This window comes from Nocardioides sp. S-1144 (assembly GCF_005954645.2).
GTDB lineage: Bacteria > Actinomycetota > Actinomycetes > Propionibacteriales > Nocardioidaceae > Nocardioides > Nocardioides dongxiaopingii.
The window spans coordinates 4014786-4029120 of sequence record NZ_CP040695.2; the positions used below are offsets into that span (position 1 = coordinate 4014786).

The 14335-nt window shown below is 72.1% G+C and carries 12 protein-coding genes; 2 read left to right on the top strand and 10 right to left on the bottom strand.

The annotated features are described in order from the left end of the window. Positions 1-52 precede the first annotated feature (52 nt). The 4 genes from FE634_RS18920 to FE634_RS18935 form a co-directional block, all read right to left on the bottom strand. Entirely contained in the window at positions 53-982 is a 930-nt protein-coding gene (locus FE634_RS18920) for an Abi-alpha family protein (RefSeq protein WP_138876765.1), read from the bottom strand. After that, complete coding sequence (locus FE634_RS18925; RefSeq protein ID WP_262347491.1) at positions 979-2286, bottom strand: DUF445 domain-containing protein; 1308 nt, start codon at positions 2284-2286, stop codon at positions 979-981. Before FE634_RS18925 ends, FE634_RS18920 begins: the two co-directional genes overlap by 4 nt. Positions 2287-2392: 106 nt before the next feature. Beyond that, positions 2393-3889, bottom strand: coding sequence for a hypothetical protein (locus FE634_RS18930; protein WP_138876767.1), 1497 nt, complete (start codon positions 3887-3889; stop codon positions 2393-2395). Further along, positions 3886-4380: a hypothetical protein gene (locus tag FE634_RS18935; protein WP_137293982.1), complete on the bottom strand. Its 495-nt coding sequence runs from the start codon at positions 4378-4380 to the stop codon at positions 3886-3888. The genes FE634_RS18930 and FE634_RS18935 overlap by 4 nt, the downstream gene beginning before the upstream one ends. 43 nt (positions 4381-4423) lie before the next feature. Here FE634_RS18935 and FE634_RS18940 point away from each other — a divergent pair, with 43 nt between their 5' ends. After that, positions 4424-6301, top strand: a complete 1878-nt coding sequence (locus FE634_RS18940; RefSeq protein WP_148240878.1) for a DUF6020 family protein — start codon at positions 4424-4426, stop codon at positions 6299-6301. Positions 6302-6947: 646 nt separating this feature from the next. Here the strand turns inward: FE634_RS18940 and FE634_RS18945 are convergent. From FE634_RS18945 to dnaK, 6 genes are all read right to left on the bottom strand, one after another. After that, positions 6948-7478 (bottom strand): GtrA family protein, encoded by a 531-nt coding sequence (locus tag FE634_RS18945; RefSeq protein WP_137293984.1) that lies wholly within the window; start codon positions 7476-7478, stop codon positions 6948-6950. Continuing rightward, positions 7475-8401, bottom strand: coding sequence for a glycosyltransferase (locus FE634_RS18950; protein WP_137293985.1), 927 nt, complete (start codon positions 8399-8401; stop codon positions 7475-7477). Before FE634_RS18950 ends, FE634_RS18945 begins: the two co-directional genes overlap by 4 nt. A gap of 106 nt (positions 8402-8507) precedes the next feature. Beyond that, positions 8508-8942, bottom strand: a complete 435-nt coding sequence (locus FE634_RS18955) for a heat shock protein transcriptional repressor HspR (RefSeq protein WP_137293986.1) — start codon at positions 8940-8942, stop codon at positions 8508-8510. Between the two features lie 10 nt (positions 8943-8952). After that, complete coding sequence (dnaJ, locus tag FE634_RS18960) at positions 8953-10131, bottom strand: molecular chaperone DnaJ (protein WP_138876769.1); 1179 nt, start codon at positions 10129-10131, stop codon at positions 8953-8955. An 84-nt stretch (positions 10132-10215) separates the two neighbouring features. Next, positions 10216-10863, bottom strand: coding sequence for a nucleotide exchange factor GrpE (gene grpE, locus FE634_RS18965; protein ID WP_262347492.1), 648 nt, complete (start codon positions 10861-10863; stop codon positions 10216-10218). Then, a complete protein-coding gene (gene dnaK / locus FE634_RS18970) occupies positions 10860-12728 on the bottom strand; it encodes a molecular chaperone DnaK (protein WP_138876770.1) in 1869 nt (622 codons plus the stop codon). Before dnaK ends, grpE begins: the two co-directional genes overlap by 4 nt. A 209-nt stretch (positions 12729-12937) precedes the next feature. Between dnaK and FE634_RS18975 the strand changes: the two genes are divergently transcribed. Continuing rightward, positions 12938-14308, top strand: coding sequence for a GntP family permease (locus tag FE634_RS18975; RefSeq protein WP_137293989.1), 1371 nt, complete (start codon positions 12938-12940; stop codon positions 14306-14308). Positions 14309-14335 lie beyond the last annotated feature (27 nt).

Genomic DNA, 14335 nt, shown 5'->3' on the forward strand with positions numbered 1-14335 from the left:
ACCCGCGAGATTGCGCGGGGTCGGTGCCCCGGCGCGCGCCCGCCCCGCGGGATCAGCGCGGCTCGACGGCGTCGCCCTCGCCGGGGGTGCCGTGCTCGGGGAACGGGGCGTCGGCGGCGTCCTCCTCGACCAGGCAGGTGCGGCAGAAGTCCTCGCCGAACGGCGTGAGGTGGATGCTGCGCCGCACGACCTTGGCGAACTTCACCGAGTGCACCGCCGCCAGCACGTCGGGCTGGGCCTCGACGACCTGGTACTCCAGAGGGTCGCGCAGCGGCTCACGCGAGAACCAGACCAGGCCGAGCCGGAACAGGTTGTTGAGGTAGGACGGCACCTGCTCCACGTAGCGCAGGCCCGCGCGGGCGCCGATCATGCTCAGCCCGGGCGCGACGAGGTGCGAGGACACCATGCCCATCGGCCCACCGGTGCGGACGTCGACGCTGGGCTGCGGGCCGCTGTTGAGCAGCAGCACCAGGATCCGGCCCTCGTCGGGCGCGAGCTCGGTCAGGATCCGGGCGAACGCCGGGTGGCCCTGGTCGGTGCTCCAGACGTCGCGCGAGCGCATCAGCAGGTCCTGGCCGAGCTCGCGCAGCGTCGGCTCGTGCGCCGTCGCGCTCGACGACACGACCGTGCCGTCGACGACCTCCGGCTCGCGGCCCGCGGACGAACCGTGCTCGCCGACCAGCCCGCCGAGCGTCGCGCCGGCGACGACGAGCGCCTTGCCGACCGGCGTGCCGGAGGACACCGAGCGGGCCAGCTCGCCGACGACGGCGATCGCCTGGCCGGCGTCCTCGGCGAGCGCCGCGGCCTCGTCCTGGTCGGTGACCGCGCGCCCGACGCGGCGCCAGGCGGCCGCGGAGGTGCGCAGCGACCAGCCGGTCGTGTGCCAGGCCGCGGACGCCGCCACCCGCGCCAGCCCGGGCAGGGCCTCGGCGGCGGGCAGCAGGTCGCGGGGGTCCGGGCGGCCGGAGGACTCGGTGCTCATCGAGCCCCCTGGACGCCGAAGATCGCGAGGTGCAGGAAGCCGCCGGCGGCTCCCATGATCGCTCCGTGGGCGTACAGCATCCACTCATCCTCCCTGATGGCCGAGCGCATCATGTCCACGAAGTCGCGCGGCGGCAGCTCCCGGGTCCGTCGTTCGACCAGGTCGCGGATCCGTCCGGCCTGGCGGGCGCTGAACTCGGGGTCCTTGAACGGCGTCAGCGTGCGGTCGACCGCCTCCCGGGCGACCGCCTCGCGGATCGTGTCGAACCGGGTGCCGCCGATCGCCACGCGCAGCGCGCCGCGGGCCGGCCCGGCGGCCTGGTCGATCGCCGGACGCAGCGCGGTGACGAGCATCTGTCGCGTCCGGTCGCCGCGCGGCCCGTCGAGCAGGAAGTCCCCGATCCGCTCGAGGGTGATGACGTCGTCGGCGATGATCTGGGCGTAGACGCCGGCCGCCTCGGCCTGGCGGCGCAGGAAGAGCCCGTGCGCCCTGACCCCGAGGATCCGGCGCGGCTCGGCGGGCTCGAAGATCAGCCACATGCCCAGGGCGTTGGTGATCCAGCCCACGACGACGCCGAGCACGGGGAGCAGCCACGCCTGGTGGGCGATGCTGTCGACCAGGGCGACCGGGATGCCGAGCAGGAACCCGAACACGAAGCCGAACCGGACCATCATGTCCAGCTCCTTCTGGCCGAAGTCGCGGAAGATCCGCACGACCAGGTCGGGGTTCTCCTGGAAGTGGTCGATCACCATGATCTTCGGGTCGAGCAGCTGGTCGATGTGGATGCCGATCTCGTCGGTCACCCGGCCGACGACGCTGGGCAGCTGCGCCCGGACGCGCTGGTAGACGGCGTCCTTGAACGGCTGCGGCAGGTCGCGCCACAGGCGCGGGTGCTCGGTGCGCATCACCTGGTCGACCAGCCCGGGGATCTCGGGACCGAAGACGGTCACGATGTGCTCGGCGATCCGGTCGGGCTCGAGCTGGCGGTAGAACTCCGCCGGCGTCCCGAGCTTCGCGATCGCCTTGTCGACGGCGATGCTGCCCATCTTCGCGGCGCGCGCCGGCACGATGCCCTGCCAGCCGATCCCGCCCTGGAGCAGCCCGGGGACCTCCTGGACCTTGCGCGGCAGGAGCGTCGCGAGCTCCCTCATCCCGGGCACCCGCACCCCGCGGAAGCGCAGGGGCGCGAAGAGCATCAGCAGGCCCGACCAGTTGATCAGCCAGCCGACCACGCCGGTGAACAGCGGGATGCTGAGGAACGCCGCCCAGTGCACGTGGCGCGCCCAGTCGTGCACCCAGTCCACGCACGACCCCCTCGCCGCGGGCGGACCCATCGCCACCCGGTCTGCGCAGGGTAGTTCACCCCACCACGCCGGGTGCGACACCGTGACGCAGACAACCGTGGGCCGCTCAGATCGCGAGGACGCCCATCGTGGCGACGACGGCGAGGGCGAACGCGCCGAGGGCGATCTGGGCGACGAAGAGCCAGGTGGCGACGCCGCCGCGCCGTTGCGGGAGGTCGGCGCGGCGCTCGCGGCGCATCGTCCACAGCAGGGCGGCGCCGATGCCGAGCATCGGGGCCATCGTCGTCCAGTAGCGCGGGCCGCCGATGTGCACGAAGGGCTGCGCCATCAGACCGATGATCCCGACCTTGAGCAGCACCAGGGTGAGCTGGCTGTCGAAGGTGCGGCGGGTCGCGGCGCCGAGCAGCACCAGCATGACCAGGCAGGCCGGGTAGAAGGTGCCGAGCGTGAGGACCTCGGCGAGCGGCACGACGTCGTACGGCGCGCCGTCCCAGCGCAGCAGCGTCGCGAACCGCGCGGGCTGGCCGAAGTAGCGCCCGGAGTTGATGCCGACGTCGCGGGCGTAGGACTCGGCGGTCACGTGGCGCCGGGCGTAGGCCGACATCTCGTCGGCGACCACGGTCTCGCTGACGCCGGCGGCCCGGCCCTGCTCGCGGGAGTAGCGCAGCGGCGAGAACCAGATGCTGCTGCCCGGGTCGCACTCCCCGAAGCAGATCGTGTCGCGGTCGCCGAAGGCGTTGGCGCGCACGGTCGGCACCGACACGGTGGTGAGCACCCGGCCGTCGAGGGAGGTCGACGCCGCCAGGCTCCACGGCGCCAGGATGGCCAGGAAGACCAGGCCGGCGGCGACGTAGGTCGTCACCACGCGGCCCCGGTCGGAGCGGCGCGCGAGCACCAGCGAGGTCACGAAGGTGATCCCGAGCATCCCGACGACCAGCAGGCTGACGCTGGAGCGGAAGTACACCGCGACGATCGCGAAGAGCCCGAGCTTCACCCCGTCGCGCCACGAGATCCGGCCGTGGTCGCGGGCGGCGCGCAGCATGTCGATGGCCTGGCAGAGCATCAGGACGACGAGCAGCCCGGCCGACGTGTCGCCCCAGGCGGCCGCGCCGAAGACCGAGTAGGTCGGCACCAGGCCGGGGAAGACCAGCATCGCCCCGGCCGGACCGTTGCCCAGGGTGCGGCGCACCTTGAGCGCGGTGAGGAGCAGCAGCAGCGCCGAGAAGAGCGCCAGGTAGGCCCGCACCAGGGCCAGCGGCGCGGCCGGCACCAGCAGGTACAGCGGCGTCAGCACCACCGACATGCCCGGCATGAACCAGCCGCTGCCGACGACGTGCCGCTCGAGCTCGGCGGTGTTCGGGCCGTCGAGGGAGACCAGGTCGCGCAGCAGGTTCGACAGGGCCCGGCCGGAGTCGAGGTAGAACGCCTCGTCCCCGACCAGCGGGCCGCCCGCGATGCCGACGTAGGTCACCAGCCGCATCACCAGGGTGCCCACGAAGAGCCAGACGAGGATCCGCGCGGGCCGGCCGAGACCGTCCCACCGCGCCCGCAGGCGCTCGCGGACGCCGTCCGGCCCGGCCTCCGACCCGGTGAGCGTGCTCACGAGCGGTCCGCGAGGTCGGGGGTGAAGCGCTTGGTCGAGTTCACGTCGAAGCAGTCGGGGTCGTCGGACTGCCGCACGACGACGGGCAGGTCGAGCACCATCTCGCCGCGGACGACGGCGTCGTCCGGGACGCCGTCGAAGTCGCGCGCCCGGACCCGGACGCCGCTCACCCCGGCCTCCTCGAACTGCGCCTCGAGCCGGGCCCGCGCCTCGTCGGCGCCGATCCGGTCGACCTGGAGGACCGTGCGCCGGCGCAGCCCGTCGGCGGCGAGGGTGTCGCCGTCGCGACGCAGCACGTAGGCGAAGTCGGGGACGACGCCGCCGGGCAGCGGGTAGCAGCCGGTGGTGAGGCCGTCGGGCGGCAGCACCGGTCGGTAGCTGCCGTTCACGTCGGCGCGGCCGAGGAGCGGGCTGACCAGCACGACCACCAGCGCGACGACCACCGCCGCCGCGGCGACCCGGGCTCTCGGTCGGGTCGGGATCAGGCTCATGGCGCAGCCATCCTAGGGAATGCGCGCCGATACACTCCGCCGCATGGTCGGTGGCGGGGTGAGGCGGCTCCCACCCGTCCTGTCGACCGCCCTCGGGTGGACGGTCGCCGTGGTGGCGGTCGGGCTCGTCGTCCTGGCCACGACCGCCGGCTTCGTCGAGCGCCTCCTGCGCCCCGACGACGCGCCCTACAGCCTGGTCTCGCGCGAGGTCGGCGACCACCCGCTGGCCGTGCTGGCGATCCTCGTCGTGGTCGCCGTGCCGTACGTCCTCGCGTTCCGCTGGCTCTGCGCCCGCACGGCCGCGTGGCGCGACGGCGTCACCGCCCCGACCCCGACCGGCCGCTGGGTGCGCGTGGCGGCCCTGGTCGACCACGTGTTCGCCCGCTGGTACCGCGTCGCGGCGGTGCTGGCGATCGTGTGGCTGCCGTTCTACCTGACGTCGTTCCCGGGCCAGCCGAGCCCGGACGCCGCCAACATGTTCACCGAGTTCCTCCAGCGCCGCTCCGACTTCGCCGGCGCGCCGCCCCTGGCGCCCGCGGACCTCACCGCGCCGTACGTCGACTACCCGACGTCGACCTACCTGATGGACGCGATGCCCCCCGGCTCCGACAGCATGTGGTCGAACCACCACCCGCTGTTCCTGATGCTCGGCTACGGCTCGATCTGCTGGGTGAGCATCCAGCTCTTCGGCAGCCTGGTCCCGGCGATCGTGCTGATCTCGGCGGCCTCGGCGCTCTTCACGCTGGTGGCCTTCGGTCGCGCGCTCACCCTCCTCGGCCGCCACGTGCCGAGCTGGTGGCACCGCGGCCTCGCGCTCGCCCTCACCCTGCTGAGCCCGCTGATCGCGCTCTGGAGCATGGCCGAGCACAAGAACCAGCTCTTCTGCGCGGCGTTCGTGTGGTGGCTGGCGCTGCTGGCCCGGCTGGTCCACTCACCCGAGCCCGTCGGACGCCGGTGGTACGCGGAGACCGTCGCGGTCTCGCTGGTGATGGCCGTGAGCGTCCAGTTCGGGTGGATCGTCCTGGTCGCGCAGGCGCTGGCCCTGCTGGTCACCCGGCACCGGGTCGCGGGGCTGGTGGCGGTCGGCGTCCCGGCGGTCCTGGTCTACGCCAGCATCGCGCTCGTCACCGCCGGCGGTGCGGCGGTGCCGTCGGATCCGGTCGAGACCAAGGGCACCCAGATGCAGCTGCTCGCCCTCACGCTGCGCGAGCACCCCGACGCCCTGACCGAGCGGGAGCGCGCCGACCTGTCGCGGATCTTCGACCTCGACGAGATGGTGGCCGTCTTCGACCCCTCGAGCTCGGACCCCCTGAAGTCGACCGGCCCGCTCGAGCGCAAGTCGGGCAGCTTCCGCTACGAGACGGTGCAGCCCGAGGACTGGGACGTGCTGAACCCGGTCGTCGTCCGGCTGGCGAGGGAGTACCCGGCGACCTTCGTCGACGGGCTGTTCCTCAAGTCCTACCGCTACCTCGACCCCTTCGACGAGGGCACCGACTGGTACCCGCCGTGGTCGCCGGGCTACGAGCGCACCGTCGACGGCCACCAGGTCGCCCCGGTCGAGCTGAACGCGACGCTGCGCGGCACCACCCGCGACGTCGCCCGCAGCTGCTACTCCTCCTTCCCGTGCCGGCCGACGCTGTCGCACGGCGTCCGCACCGTCGCGCTGGTGCTCCTGCTCGCGGCCGCGATCGCCGTCCGCCGCCGCTACGCGTGGCTGTGGGCCCTGCCCTTCGCCCTCCAGCTCGGCATCGCCGGCGTCTCCCCCCTCAGCGCGGGCGGACGCTACGTCCTCGCCTTCACCTACGCCCTCGGCGTCGTGGTGCTCCTCCTCGCCACCAGCGACCGCTCCGACGAAACCGCACCCGCCACACACCGGCGGTTGAGCAGGCGAGCGCCGGCGAGCGCCGACGAAACCTCCTGAGCGGTCTCGTCGACGGGCTCGCCAGAGCTCGCCCTGCTCGACCTCCGGCACGACGTCCACCTCGACCCTCGGAGGTTGAGCAAGCGAGCGCCAGCGAGCGCCAGTGAGCGCCGACGAAACCTCCTAGCCGGTCTCGTCGACGGGCTCGCCAGAGCTCGCCCTGCTCGACCTCCGGCACGACGTCCACCTCGACCCCCGGAGGTTGAGCAAGCGAGCGCCAGCGAGCGCCGACGAAACCTCTAGAGCGGTCTCGTCGACGGGCTCGCCAGAGCTCGCCCTGCTCGACCTCCGGCACGACGTCCACCTCGACCCTCGGAGGTTGAGCAAGCGAGCGCCAGCGAGCGCCAGCGAGCGCCGACGAAACCTCCTAGCCGGTCTCGTCGACGGGCTCGCCAGAGCTCGCCCTGCTCGACCTCCGGCACGACGTCCACCTCGACCCCCGGAGGTTGAGCAAGCGAGCGCCAGCGAGCGCCGACGAAACCTCTAGAGCGGTCTCGTCGACGGGCTCGCCAGAGCTCGCCCTGCTCGACCTCCGGCGCGACCACCGGAGGTTGAGCAAGCGAGCGCCAGCGAGCGCCGACGAAACCCGGCAACCACCACGCCCAAGCCACCGAGATCGGCCCCAGCGGTCTCGTCAACGGGCTCGCTAGCGCTCGCCCTGCTCGACCTCCGGCTGGGCCTCGGGCTCGACCTCCGGCTGTGGGTCCGGCGCAAGCTCAGGCGGCGGTCGGTCCGGGGTGCCGGCGGCGCCGAACACCCACCGGTAGCCGAGGAAGTTGCTGACCATCCCCACCGAGATCGCGCCGAGCTTGGCGGCCGGGGCGGCGAGGTCGTGCGAGAGGCCGGGGAGGACGGCGTCCGCGAGGTGCAGGAGGCCGAAGATGACCAACGACTGGACGACGAGGCCGCTGAAGAGGGTGACCGCGACGAAGGCGGCGTAGGCCCTCAGCCCAGAGCTCTCGGAGCGGAAGACCCACGCCCGGTTGAGGAAGAAGCTGATCGTCATCACCACGACGGTCGAGACGACGTTCGCGGCCACCGGCGCGAACCCGACCGCGACGGCGAGCAGCGTGAAGAGCGCCAGGTCGAGGGCGGTGTTGAAGAGCCCGACGACGAGGTAGCGCCGCGCGCTGCTGCTCGTGCTGGGGGCGGGGGCCGGGGTGCCGGGCCGGCTCACGCGGAGAGCTGGAGGTAGAACAGCCGCCGGGTCTCCCGGGTGGCGCGCATGACGGCGTTCATCACCATGCCGATGCCGACCGCGAGGAAGGCCAGCACCATCAGCGACGACGACAGGAACGCCGTCGGGAACCGCTCCACCTGGCCGGTGTCGAGGTAGTCGGCGATGACCGGCACGCCGAGCACCAGGCTGACCAGCGCGCTGAGCAGGCCGAAGAGCCCGCACACCAGCAGCGGCCGCTCGTGCAGCATCAGGTGGGCGAGCAGGCCGAGGATCTTGAAGCCGTCGCGGAAGGTGCGGAGCTTGGACTCCGACCCCTCGGGGCGGTCCTTGAACCCGATCGGCACCTCCGCCTGCGGGACCCGCAGGTTGGCGGCGTGGATGGTCAGCTCGGTCTCGATCTCGAACTCCTGCGAGTTCGCGGGGAACGACTTGATGTAGCGCCGCGAGAAGGCCCGGTAGCCCGAGAGCATGTCGGTGACCGGCTCACCGAAGAGCTTGCTCGTGAGGCTGTTGAAGACCTTGTTGCCCATGGCGTGGCCCGGGCGGTAGCTGCCGTCCTCGTTGGTGTCGACGCGGACGCCGACGACGTGGTCGAGCGGCCCCGAGACCAGCGTCTCGATCAGCCGGGGCGCGGCCGAGGCGTCGTAGGTGTCGTCGCCGTCGATCATCAGGTAGACGTCGGCCTCGATGTCGGCGAACGCGCGGCGCACGACGTTGCCCTTGCCCTTGCGCTTCTCGTAGCGGACGATCGCGCCGGCCTCGGCCGCCACCTCGGAGGTGCGGTCGGTCGAGTTGTTGTCGTAGACGTAGATCTCCGCGGCGGGAAGCGCCTTGCGGAGGTCGCCGACGACGGTCGCGACGGTGAGCTCCTCGTTGTGGCACGGGATGATCGCCGCGATCCGGAGCTCTTCGAGAGACATGGACGTCCTTGCGGTGGCTTGCAGGTGAGGTGGCGAAACGACGCTCACTGTAGCCAGCGGACGCCGTCCGGCCCGATTCCGCAGCCGGCCGCGACCGGCCGGTCGGTCAGCGTCCGCGGCGCCAGACGACGACGGCCTGGCTGCCGCCGGGGTCGCGCAGGACGGGCAGCCGGCTGACCGGGGTGTCGACGACCCGGGCGGTGGCGGCCAGGCGCAGGGCCTCGCGGGTGGCGACGAGCTCGCCGTGGAGCTCGTCGTTGCGGGCCCGCAGCGCGGCGACCTGGTGCTCGAGCTCGAGGATCCGGCGCACGCCCTCGATGCCGATGCCGGACGACGTGAGGTCGGCGATCGAGCGGAGCAGCTCGAGGTCACGGTGGGAGTAGCGGCGCCCGCCTCCGCCCGTGCGGCCCGGCGTGATGAGGCCGAGCCGCTCGTAGGTGCGCAGGGTCTGCGGGTGCAGACCCGTGAGCTGGGCGGCGACGCTGATCACGTAGACGGGCGCGTCGGGCCCGGGCGGGCCACCGAAGCCCGTCCCGCTCATGACGCGGCGCTCATGACTGCGACGCCTCGAACAGGCCGGCGCGCAGCGGCTTGCCGGCGGTCGCCTCGCGGTAGGCCTCGACGGCGGCGCGGGCGGCCTCGTCGAGCACGGCGGGCACCTGCACCGCGACCGTGGCGAGCAGGTCGCCGCGGGTGCCGTCGGCCTTGGTCGCACCGCGGCCGCGGACCCGGAAGGTGCGCCCGTTCGGCGTGCCCGCGGGGATCCGGAGGGTGACGGGGGCGCCGCCCAGCGTCGGGATCTTGATCTCGGCGCCGAGCGCGGCCTCGTCGAAGGACACCGGCACCTCGAGGGTGAGGTTGTCGGCCGTGCGGCCGAACACCCGGTGCGGGCTGACCTTGACCGCGACGAACAGGTCACCGGCCGGGCCGCCGTTCTCCCCGGCGGCGCCCTTGCCGCGCAGCCGGATCCGGGCGCCGTCCTTGACCCCCGCGGGGATCCGGGCCTGGATGGTGCGCGCCGAGGAGCCGCGACCGCTGCCGTGGCAGGTCGGGCACTTCTCGTCGTAGACCAGCTGGCGCCCCCCGCAGCCGGGGCAGGTCTCGTTGATCGAGAACGCGCCGCCGACGCCGGCCACCACGTAGCCGGCACCCTCGCACTCGGGGCAGATCCGCGGCTTGGTGCCGGGCTTGCCGCCGGTTCCGGAGCACTGGGGGCACGCCGAGTCGGAGGTCAGCCGCAGCGAGATGGTGACGCCGTCGATGGCGTCGGTGAACGAGATGGTCGCGCTGGTCTCGACGTCGGAGCCCTTGACCGGACGCCGGACCTGGCCGCCGGGACCGGTGCGCCGCTGGCCACCGCCCCCGCCGCCGAAGAGGTCGCCGAACATGTCGCCGAAGCCGCCGCCACCGCGGGCGCGGTCGCCGAGGAGGTCGTCGAGGTTGAACCCGCCGCCTCCCCCGCCGCCGCGGAAGCCGCCGGAGCCGTAGAGCCGGCGCATCTCGTCGTACTTGGCGCGCTTGTCGGGGTCACCCACGACGTCGTAGGCCTCGGCGACCGCCTTGAACTTCTCGAGCCGCTCGTCGTCACCGGGGTGGGTGTCGGGGTGGTTCTCCCGCGCCAGCTTCTTGTAGGCCTTCTTGAGGTCGGCCGCGGGCGCGTCCTTGCTCACGCCGAGCACGGCGTAGAAGTCCTTCTGCGCCCACTCGGGCTTGAACTCCTGGTCAGCCATGGTCGATCACCCTCCTCTCCTCCACGGACGCCGGGTCGGCGAAACGCTGCGCCGACCCGACGTGGTGCACGTCGATGGTGCTGCTCAGCCGCCGGCCGGGTCGACGACCAGCACCTGCGCGGCGCGGACGACGCGCTCACCGATGCGGTAGCCGGCCTTGGCGACGACCTTGACCGTCGTCACCGACACCTCGGGATCCTCGCCCTGGTGGGCGAGCGCCTCGTGGAACGTCGGGTCGAAGGCGTCGCCGGGCTCGCCGAACTTCAGCAGCCCGGCCGCGGCGACGGTGCGCTCGAGCTGGTCGGCGACGGCCTTGAAGCCGCCGTCGAGCTCCTGCCCGTGCGACTGGGCCGACTCGCGCGCCCGGTCGATGTTGTCGAGCACCTCGGTGATGGGCGCGAGCGCGGCGTAGGTCGCGTTCTGCACCACCTTCTCGCGGTCGCGCTCGACGCGCCGCTTGTAGTTGAGGTACTCGGCCTGGAGCCGCTGCAGGTCGAGGGTGCGCTCCTCCAGGGCGATCCGGGCGAGCGTCAGCTCGTCGGCCTCGGCCTCGGCCGGGGACGCCGTGGCGTCCCCGGCCTCGGTCACGTCGGCCACGTCCTGGGACTCGAGCGGCCCGCCGTCCTCGACCCGGTCGGCCCCGCTGGTGTCGGGCAGGTCCTCGGCGACGTGGTCGCCGCCGTCACCAGCCGGCTGCGGGTCGCCCGGGACCTCGTCGCGGGGATCGGTCACTTGTCGTCGCCCTCGGGCTTGTCGTCGTCGACGACCTCGGCGTCGACCACGTCGGCGTCGACGATGTCCTCGTCGGACTCACCGGTCGCCCCGGTGCTGCCACCGGCCGCGGCCTGGTCGGCCTCGGCGGCGGCGTACATCGCCGCCCCCATCTTCTGGCTCGACTCGTTGAGCTTGGTGACGCCGCTCGAGATCTCCTCGGCCGAGGCCTCGTCGTTCTCGAGGGTCGCCTTGAGCGCGTCGACGTCGGCCTGGACCTCGGTCTTGACCTCGTCGGGGATCTTGTCGCCGTTGTCGGCCAGGAACTTCTCGGTCGTGTAGACGAGCTGGTCGGCCTGGTTGCGGGTCTCGACGGCCTCGCGACGCTTGGCGTCGTCCTCGGCGTACTGCTCGGCCTCCTTGACCATCCGGTCGATGTCGTCCTTCGACAGCGCGGAGCCGCCGGAGATCGTCATCGACTGCTCCTTGCCGGAGCCCTGGTCCTTGGCGGTGACGTGGACGATGCCGTTGGCGTCGATGTCGAAGGTGACCTCGATCTTCGGCACGCCGCGGGGGGCCGGCGGGAGGCCGGTGAGCTCGAAGTTGCCGAGCGGCTGGTTGTCGCGCCAGAACGGACGCTCGCCCTGGGCGACCTTGATCTCGACCGACGGCTGGTTGTCGTCGGCGGTGGTGAAGATCTCCGAGCGCTTGGTCGGGATCGTGGTGTTGCGCTCGATGAGGTTGGTCATCGCGCCGCCCTTGGTCTCGATGCCGAGCGACAGGGGGGTGACGTCGAGGAGCAGGACGTCCTTGACCTCGCCCTTGAGGACGCCGGCCTGCAGGGCCGCGCCGACGGCGACGACCTCGTCGGGGTTGACGCCCTTGTTGGGCTCCTTGCCGCCGAGCAGCTCCTTGACGACCTCGCTGACCGCGGGCATCCGGGTGGAGCCGCCGACGAGGACGACGTGGTCGATCTTGTCGACCGCGACGCCGCCGTCCTTGAGCACGTTCTTGAACGGCTCCTTGGTGCGGTCGAGCAGGTCGGCGGTGAGCTTCTGGAACTCGCTGCGGGTCAGCTTCTCCTCGAAGTGCAGCGGGCCGGACTCGCCGTGGGTGATGTAGGGCAGGTGGATCGTGGTCTCGCTGGACGACGACAGCTCGATCTTCGCCTTCTCCGCCGCCTCCTGGAGGCGCTGCTTGGCGATCTTGTCGGCGGCGAGGTCGACGCCGTTGTTGGCCTTGAACTTCTTGACCATCCACTCGACGACGCGGTTGTCCCAGTCGTCGCCACCGAGGTGGTTGTCACCGGAGGTCGCCTTGACCTCGACGACGCCCTCGCCGATCTCGAGGAGGGACACGTCGAACGTGCCGCCACCGAGGTCGAAGACGAGGATGGTCTGGTCGTCGCCCTTGTCGAGGCCGTAGGCCAGCGCGGCGGCGGTCGGCTCGTTGACGATGCGCGAGACGGTCAGGCCCGCGATCTCGCCGGCCTCCTTGGTCGCCTGGCGCTGGGCGTCGGAGAAGTAGGCCGGCACGGTGATGACGGCGTCGGTGACGGTCTCACCGAGGTAGGCCTCGGCGTCGCGCTTCAGCTTCTGCAGCACGAAGGCGCTGATCTGCTGGGCGGTGAAGTCCTTGTCGTCGATCTTCTGGCTCCAGTCGGTGCCCATGTGGCGCTTGACGGAGCGGATGGTGCGGTCGACGTTCGTGACGGCCTGGCGCTTGGCGACCTCGCCGACGAGGACCTCGCCGGACTTCGCGAACGCGACGACGGACGGGGTGGTGCGAGCACCCTCGGCGTTGGCGATGACGGTGGGCTCGCCACCCTCGAGGACCGCGACGACGCTGTTGGTCGTGCCGAGGTCGATACCGACTGCTCGTGCCATGGTGGATCTCCTCCGTGCTGGGTGTCGCTGCGGGTCTGCAGCGATGACTACTGGGATCTGGATCAGACAAGTTGAGTCTGGATGGCTCAAGTCTGACACAGGGCACAACCGGGTCCACGGCGGGGTTGTTCCCCCGGCGAGGACCGGGTCGGCGAGCGTGACGCCGGTCACCCCTAGGGTGGGCGCAGTCGAACGAGGGAGCCGCCGCCATGGAGGTCGTGCACACCGTCATCGCCATCGTGCTGGTGGTCGGGCTGATCATCTGGGTCAAGGTCGACCCGGTGATCTCGCTCGTGATCGCCTCGCTCTACCTCGGGCTGGCCGCCGGGGTGGGCTTCGCCGACACGATCGCGGCGATCACCGGCGGCTTCGGCTCGATCATGGCCGAGGTGGGCCTGCTCATCGGCTTCGGCGTGCTGATCGGGGCCCTGCTCCACTCGCTCGGCACCTTCCGCAAGCTCGTCGCCGCGCTGCTCAGGGTGCTCGGGGCCAAACGGCTCCCCTACGCCCTCACGGCCGCGCTCTCGACGGTCTTCCCGTCCATCTACGTCGACGTCCAGGTCGTGCTGGCCGCCCCGATCGCGCGCTCCTCGGCGCCGCACATCGGCCCACGCGGCCTCGCACACCTCGCGGGTGCGGTCGGCACCGGCATCTTCGCCGGCTACGTGTTCGTCGTCCCCGGCCTCGCCGCCGTGTCGATCGCGGGCCTGCTCGACGTCCCGCTGGGCACCTGGATGCTCTACGGCGTCGTGCTCGGGCCGGTCACCGCGCTGGTCACCACGTTCCTGTTCGGGCTGATGCTGCGGGCCGGCTGGTGGCGTCCGGAGACCGACGAGGCCGAGGACGACCCGCTCGGCGAGGGCGGGCCCGCGGTCGGCACGGCCGGCACCGGACCCGACGAGGACGACAGCCTCAGCGACGTCGACGTGCCCCTGGCCGTCTCCCTGCTCCCGATCCTCGTCCCGCTGGTGATGATCGCGTTCGGCGCCTTCGCCGACCTGGGCGGCTTCTCGAACTCCTTCGTCGCCTTCATCGGTGACGCCAACGTCGCGCTGTTCGTCGGACTGCTGGGCGCCTACGTCCTCGCCCGTGCGGCCAGCGGCAACGACCGCACCGAGCAGGCCATCAAGACGGGGTTCCACACCACCGGCGAGATCCTGCTCATCACCGGCATCGGCGGCTCGCTCGGGGCGGTCATCGAGGCCACCGGCCTCGACGCCACGCTGGCCGGGCTGTTCTCGGCCAGCGAGGGCGCTGCCGTGGTGACCAGCATCCTGCTCGCCTGGGTGATCGCCGCCGTGCTGCACCTGGCGATCGGCTCGGTCTCGGTCGCCGCCATCACCGCCGCCGGCATCATCGCCCCGGTGCTCGGCTCGATCGACGTGGCCCCGATCGCCGTCGGCCTGGCGATCGCCTCCGGCTCGATGTTCGCCCTGACCGTCAACTCGAACTTCTTCTGGATGTTCAAGTCGCTGCTCGGCCTGACCACCCAGGGCGCCCTCAAGACGATGACGACCGTGACCAGCATGGCCTCCCTCATCTCGCTCCCGCCGGTGCTGGTCATCGCCCTGCTGGTCTGAGTCGCCCCCACCGACCTCTCCACAGGC

Coding starts and splice junctions, on each gene's coding strand:
- FE634_RS18920 (WP_138876765.1), bottom strand. CDS start 982: ATGAGCACCGAGTCCTCCGGCCGCCCGGACCCCCGCGACCTGCTGCCC.
- FE634_RS18940 (WP_148240878.1), top strand. CDS start 4,424: ATGGTCGGTGGCGGGGTGAGGCGGCTCCCACCCGTCCTGTCGACCGCC.
- FE634_RS18950 (WP_137293985.1), bottom strand. CDS start 8,401: ATGTCTCTCGAAGAGCTCCGGATCGCGGCGATCATCCCGTGCCACAAC.
- FE634_RS18955 (WP_137293986.1), bottom strand. CDS start 8,942: ATGAGCGGGACGGGCTTCGGTGGCCCGCCCGGGCCCGACGCGCCCGTC.
- dnaK (WP_138876770.1), bottom strand. CDS start 12,728: ATGGCACGAGCAGTCGGTATCGACCTCGGCACGACCAACAGCGTCGTC.
- FE634_RS18935 (WP_137293982.1), bottom strand. CDS start 4,380: ATGAGCCTGATCCCGACCCGACCGAGAGCCCGGGTCGCCGCGGCGGCG.
- dnaJ (WP_138876769.1), bottom strand. CDS start 10,131: ATGGCTGACCAGGAGTTCAAGCCCGAGTGGGCGCAGAAGGACTTCTAC.
- FE634_RS18975 (WP_137293989.1), top strand. CDS start 12,938: ATGGAGGTCGTGCACACCGTCATCGCCATCGTGCTGGTGGTCGGGCTG.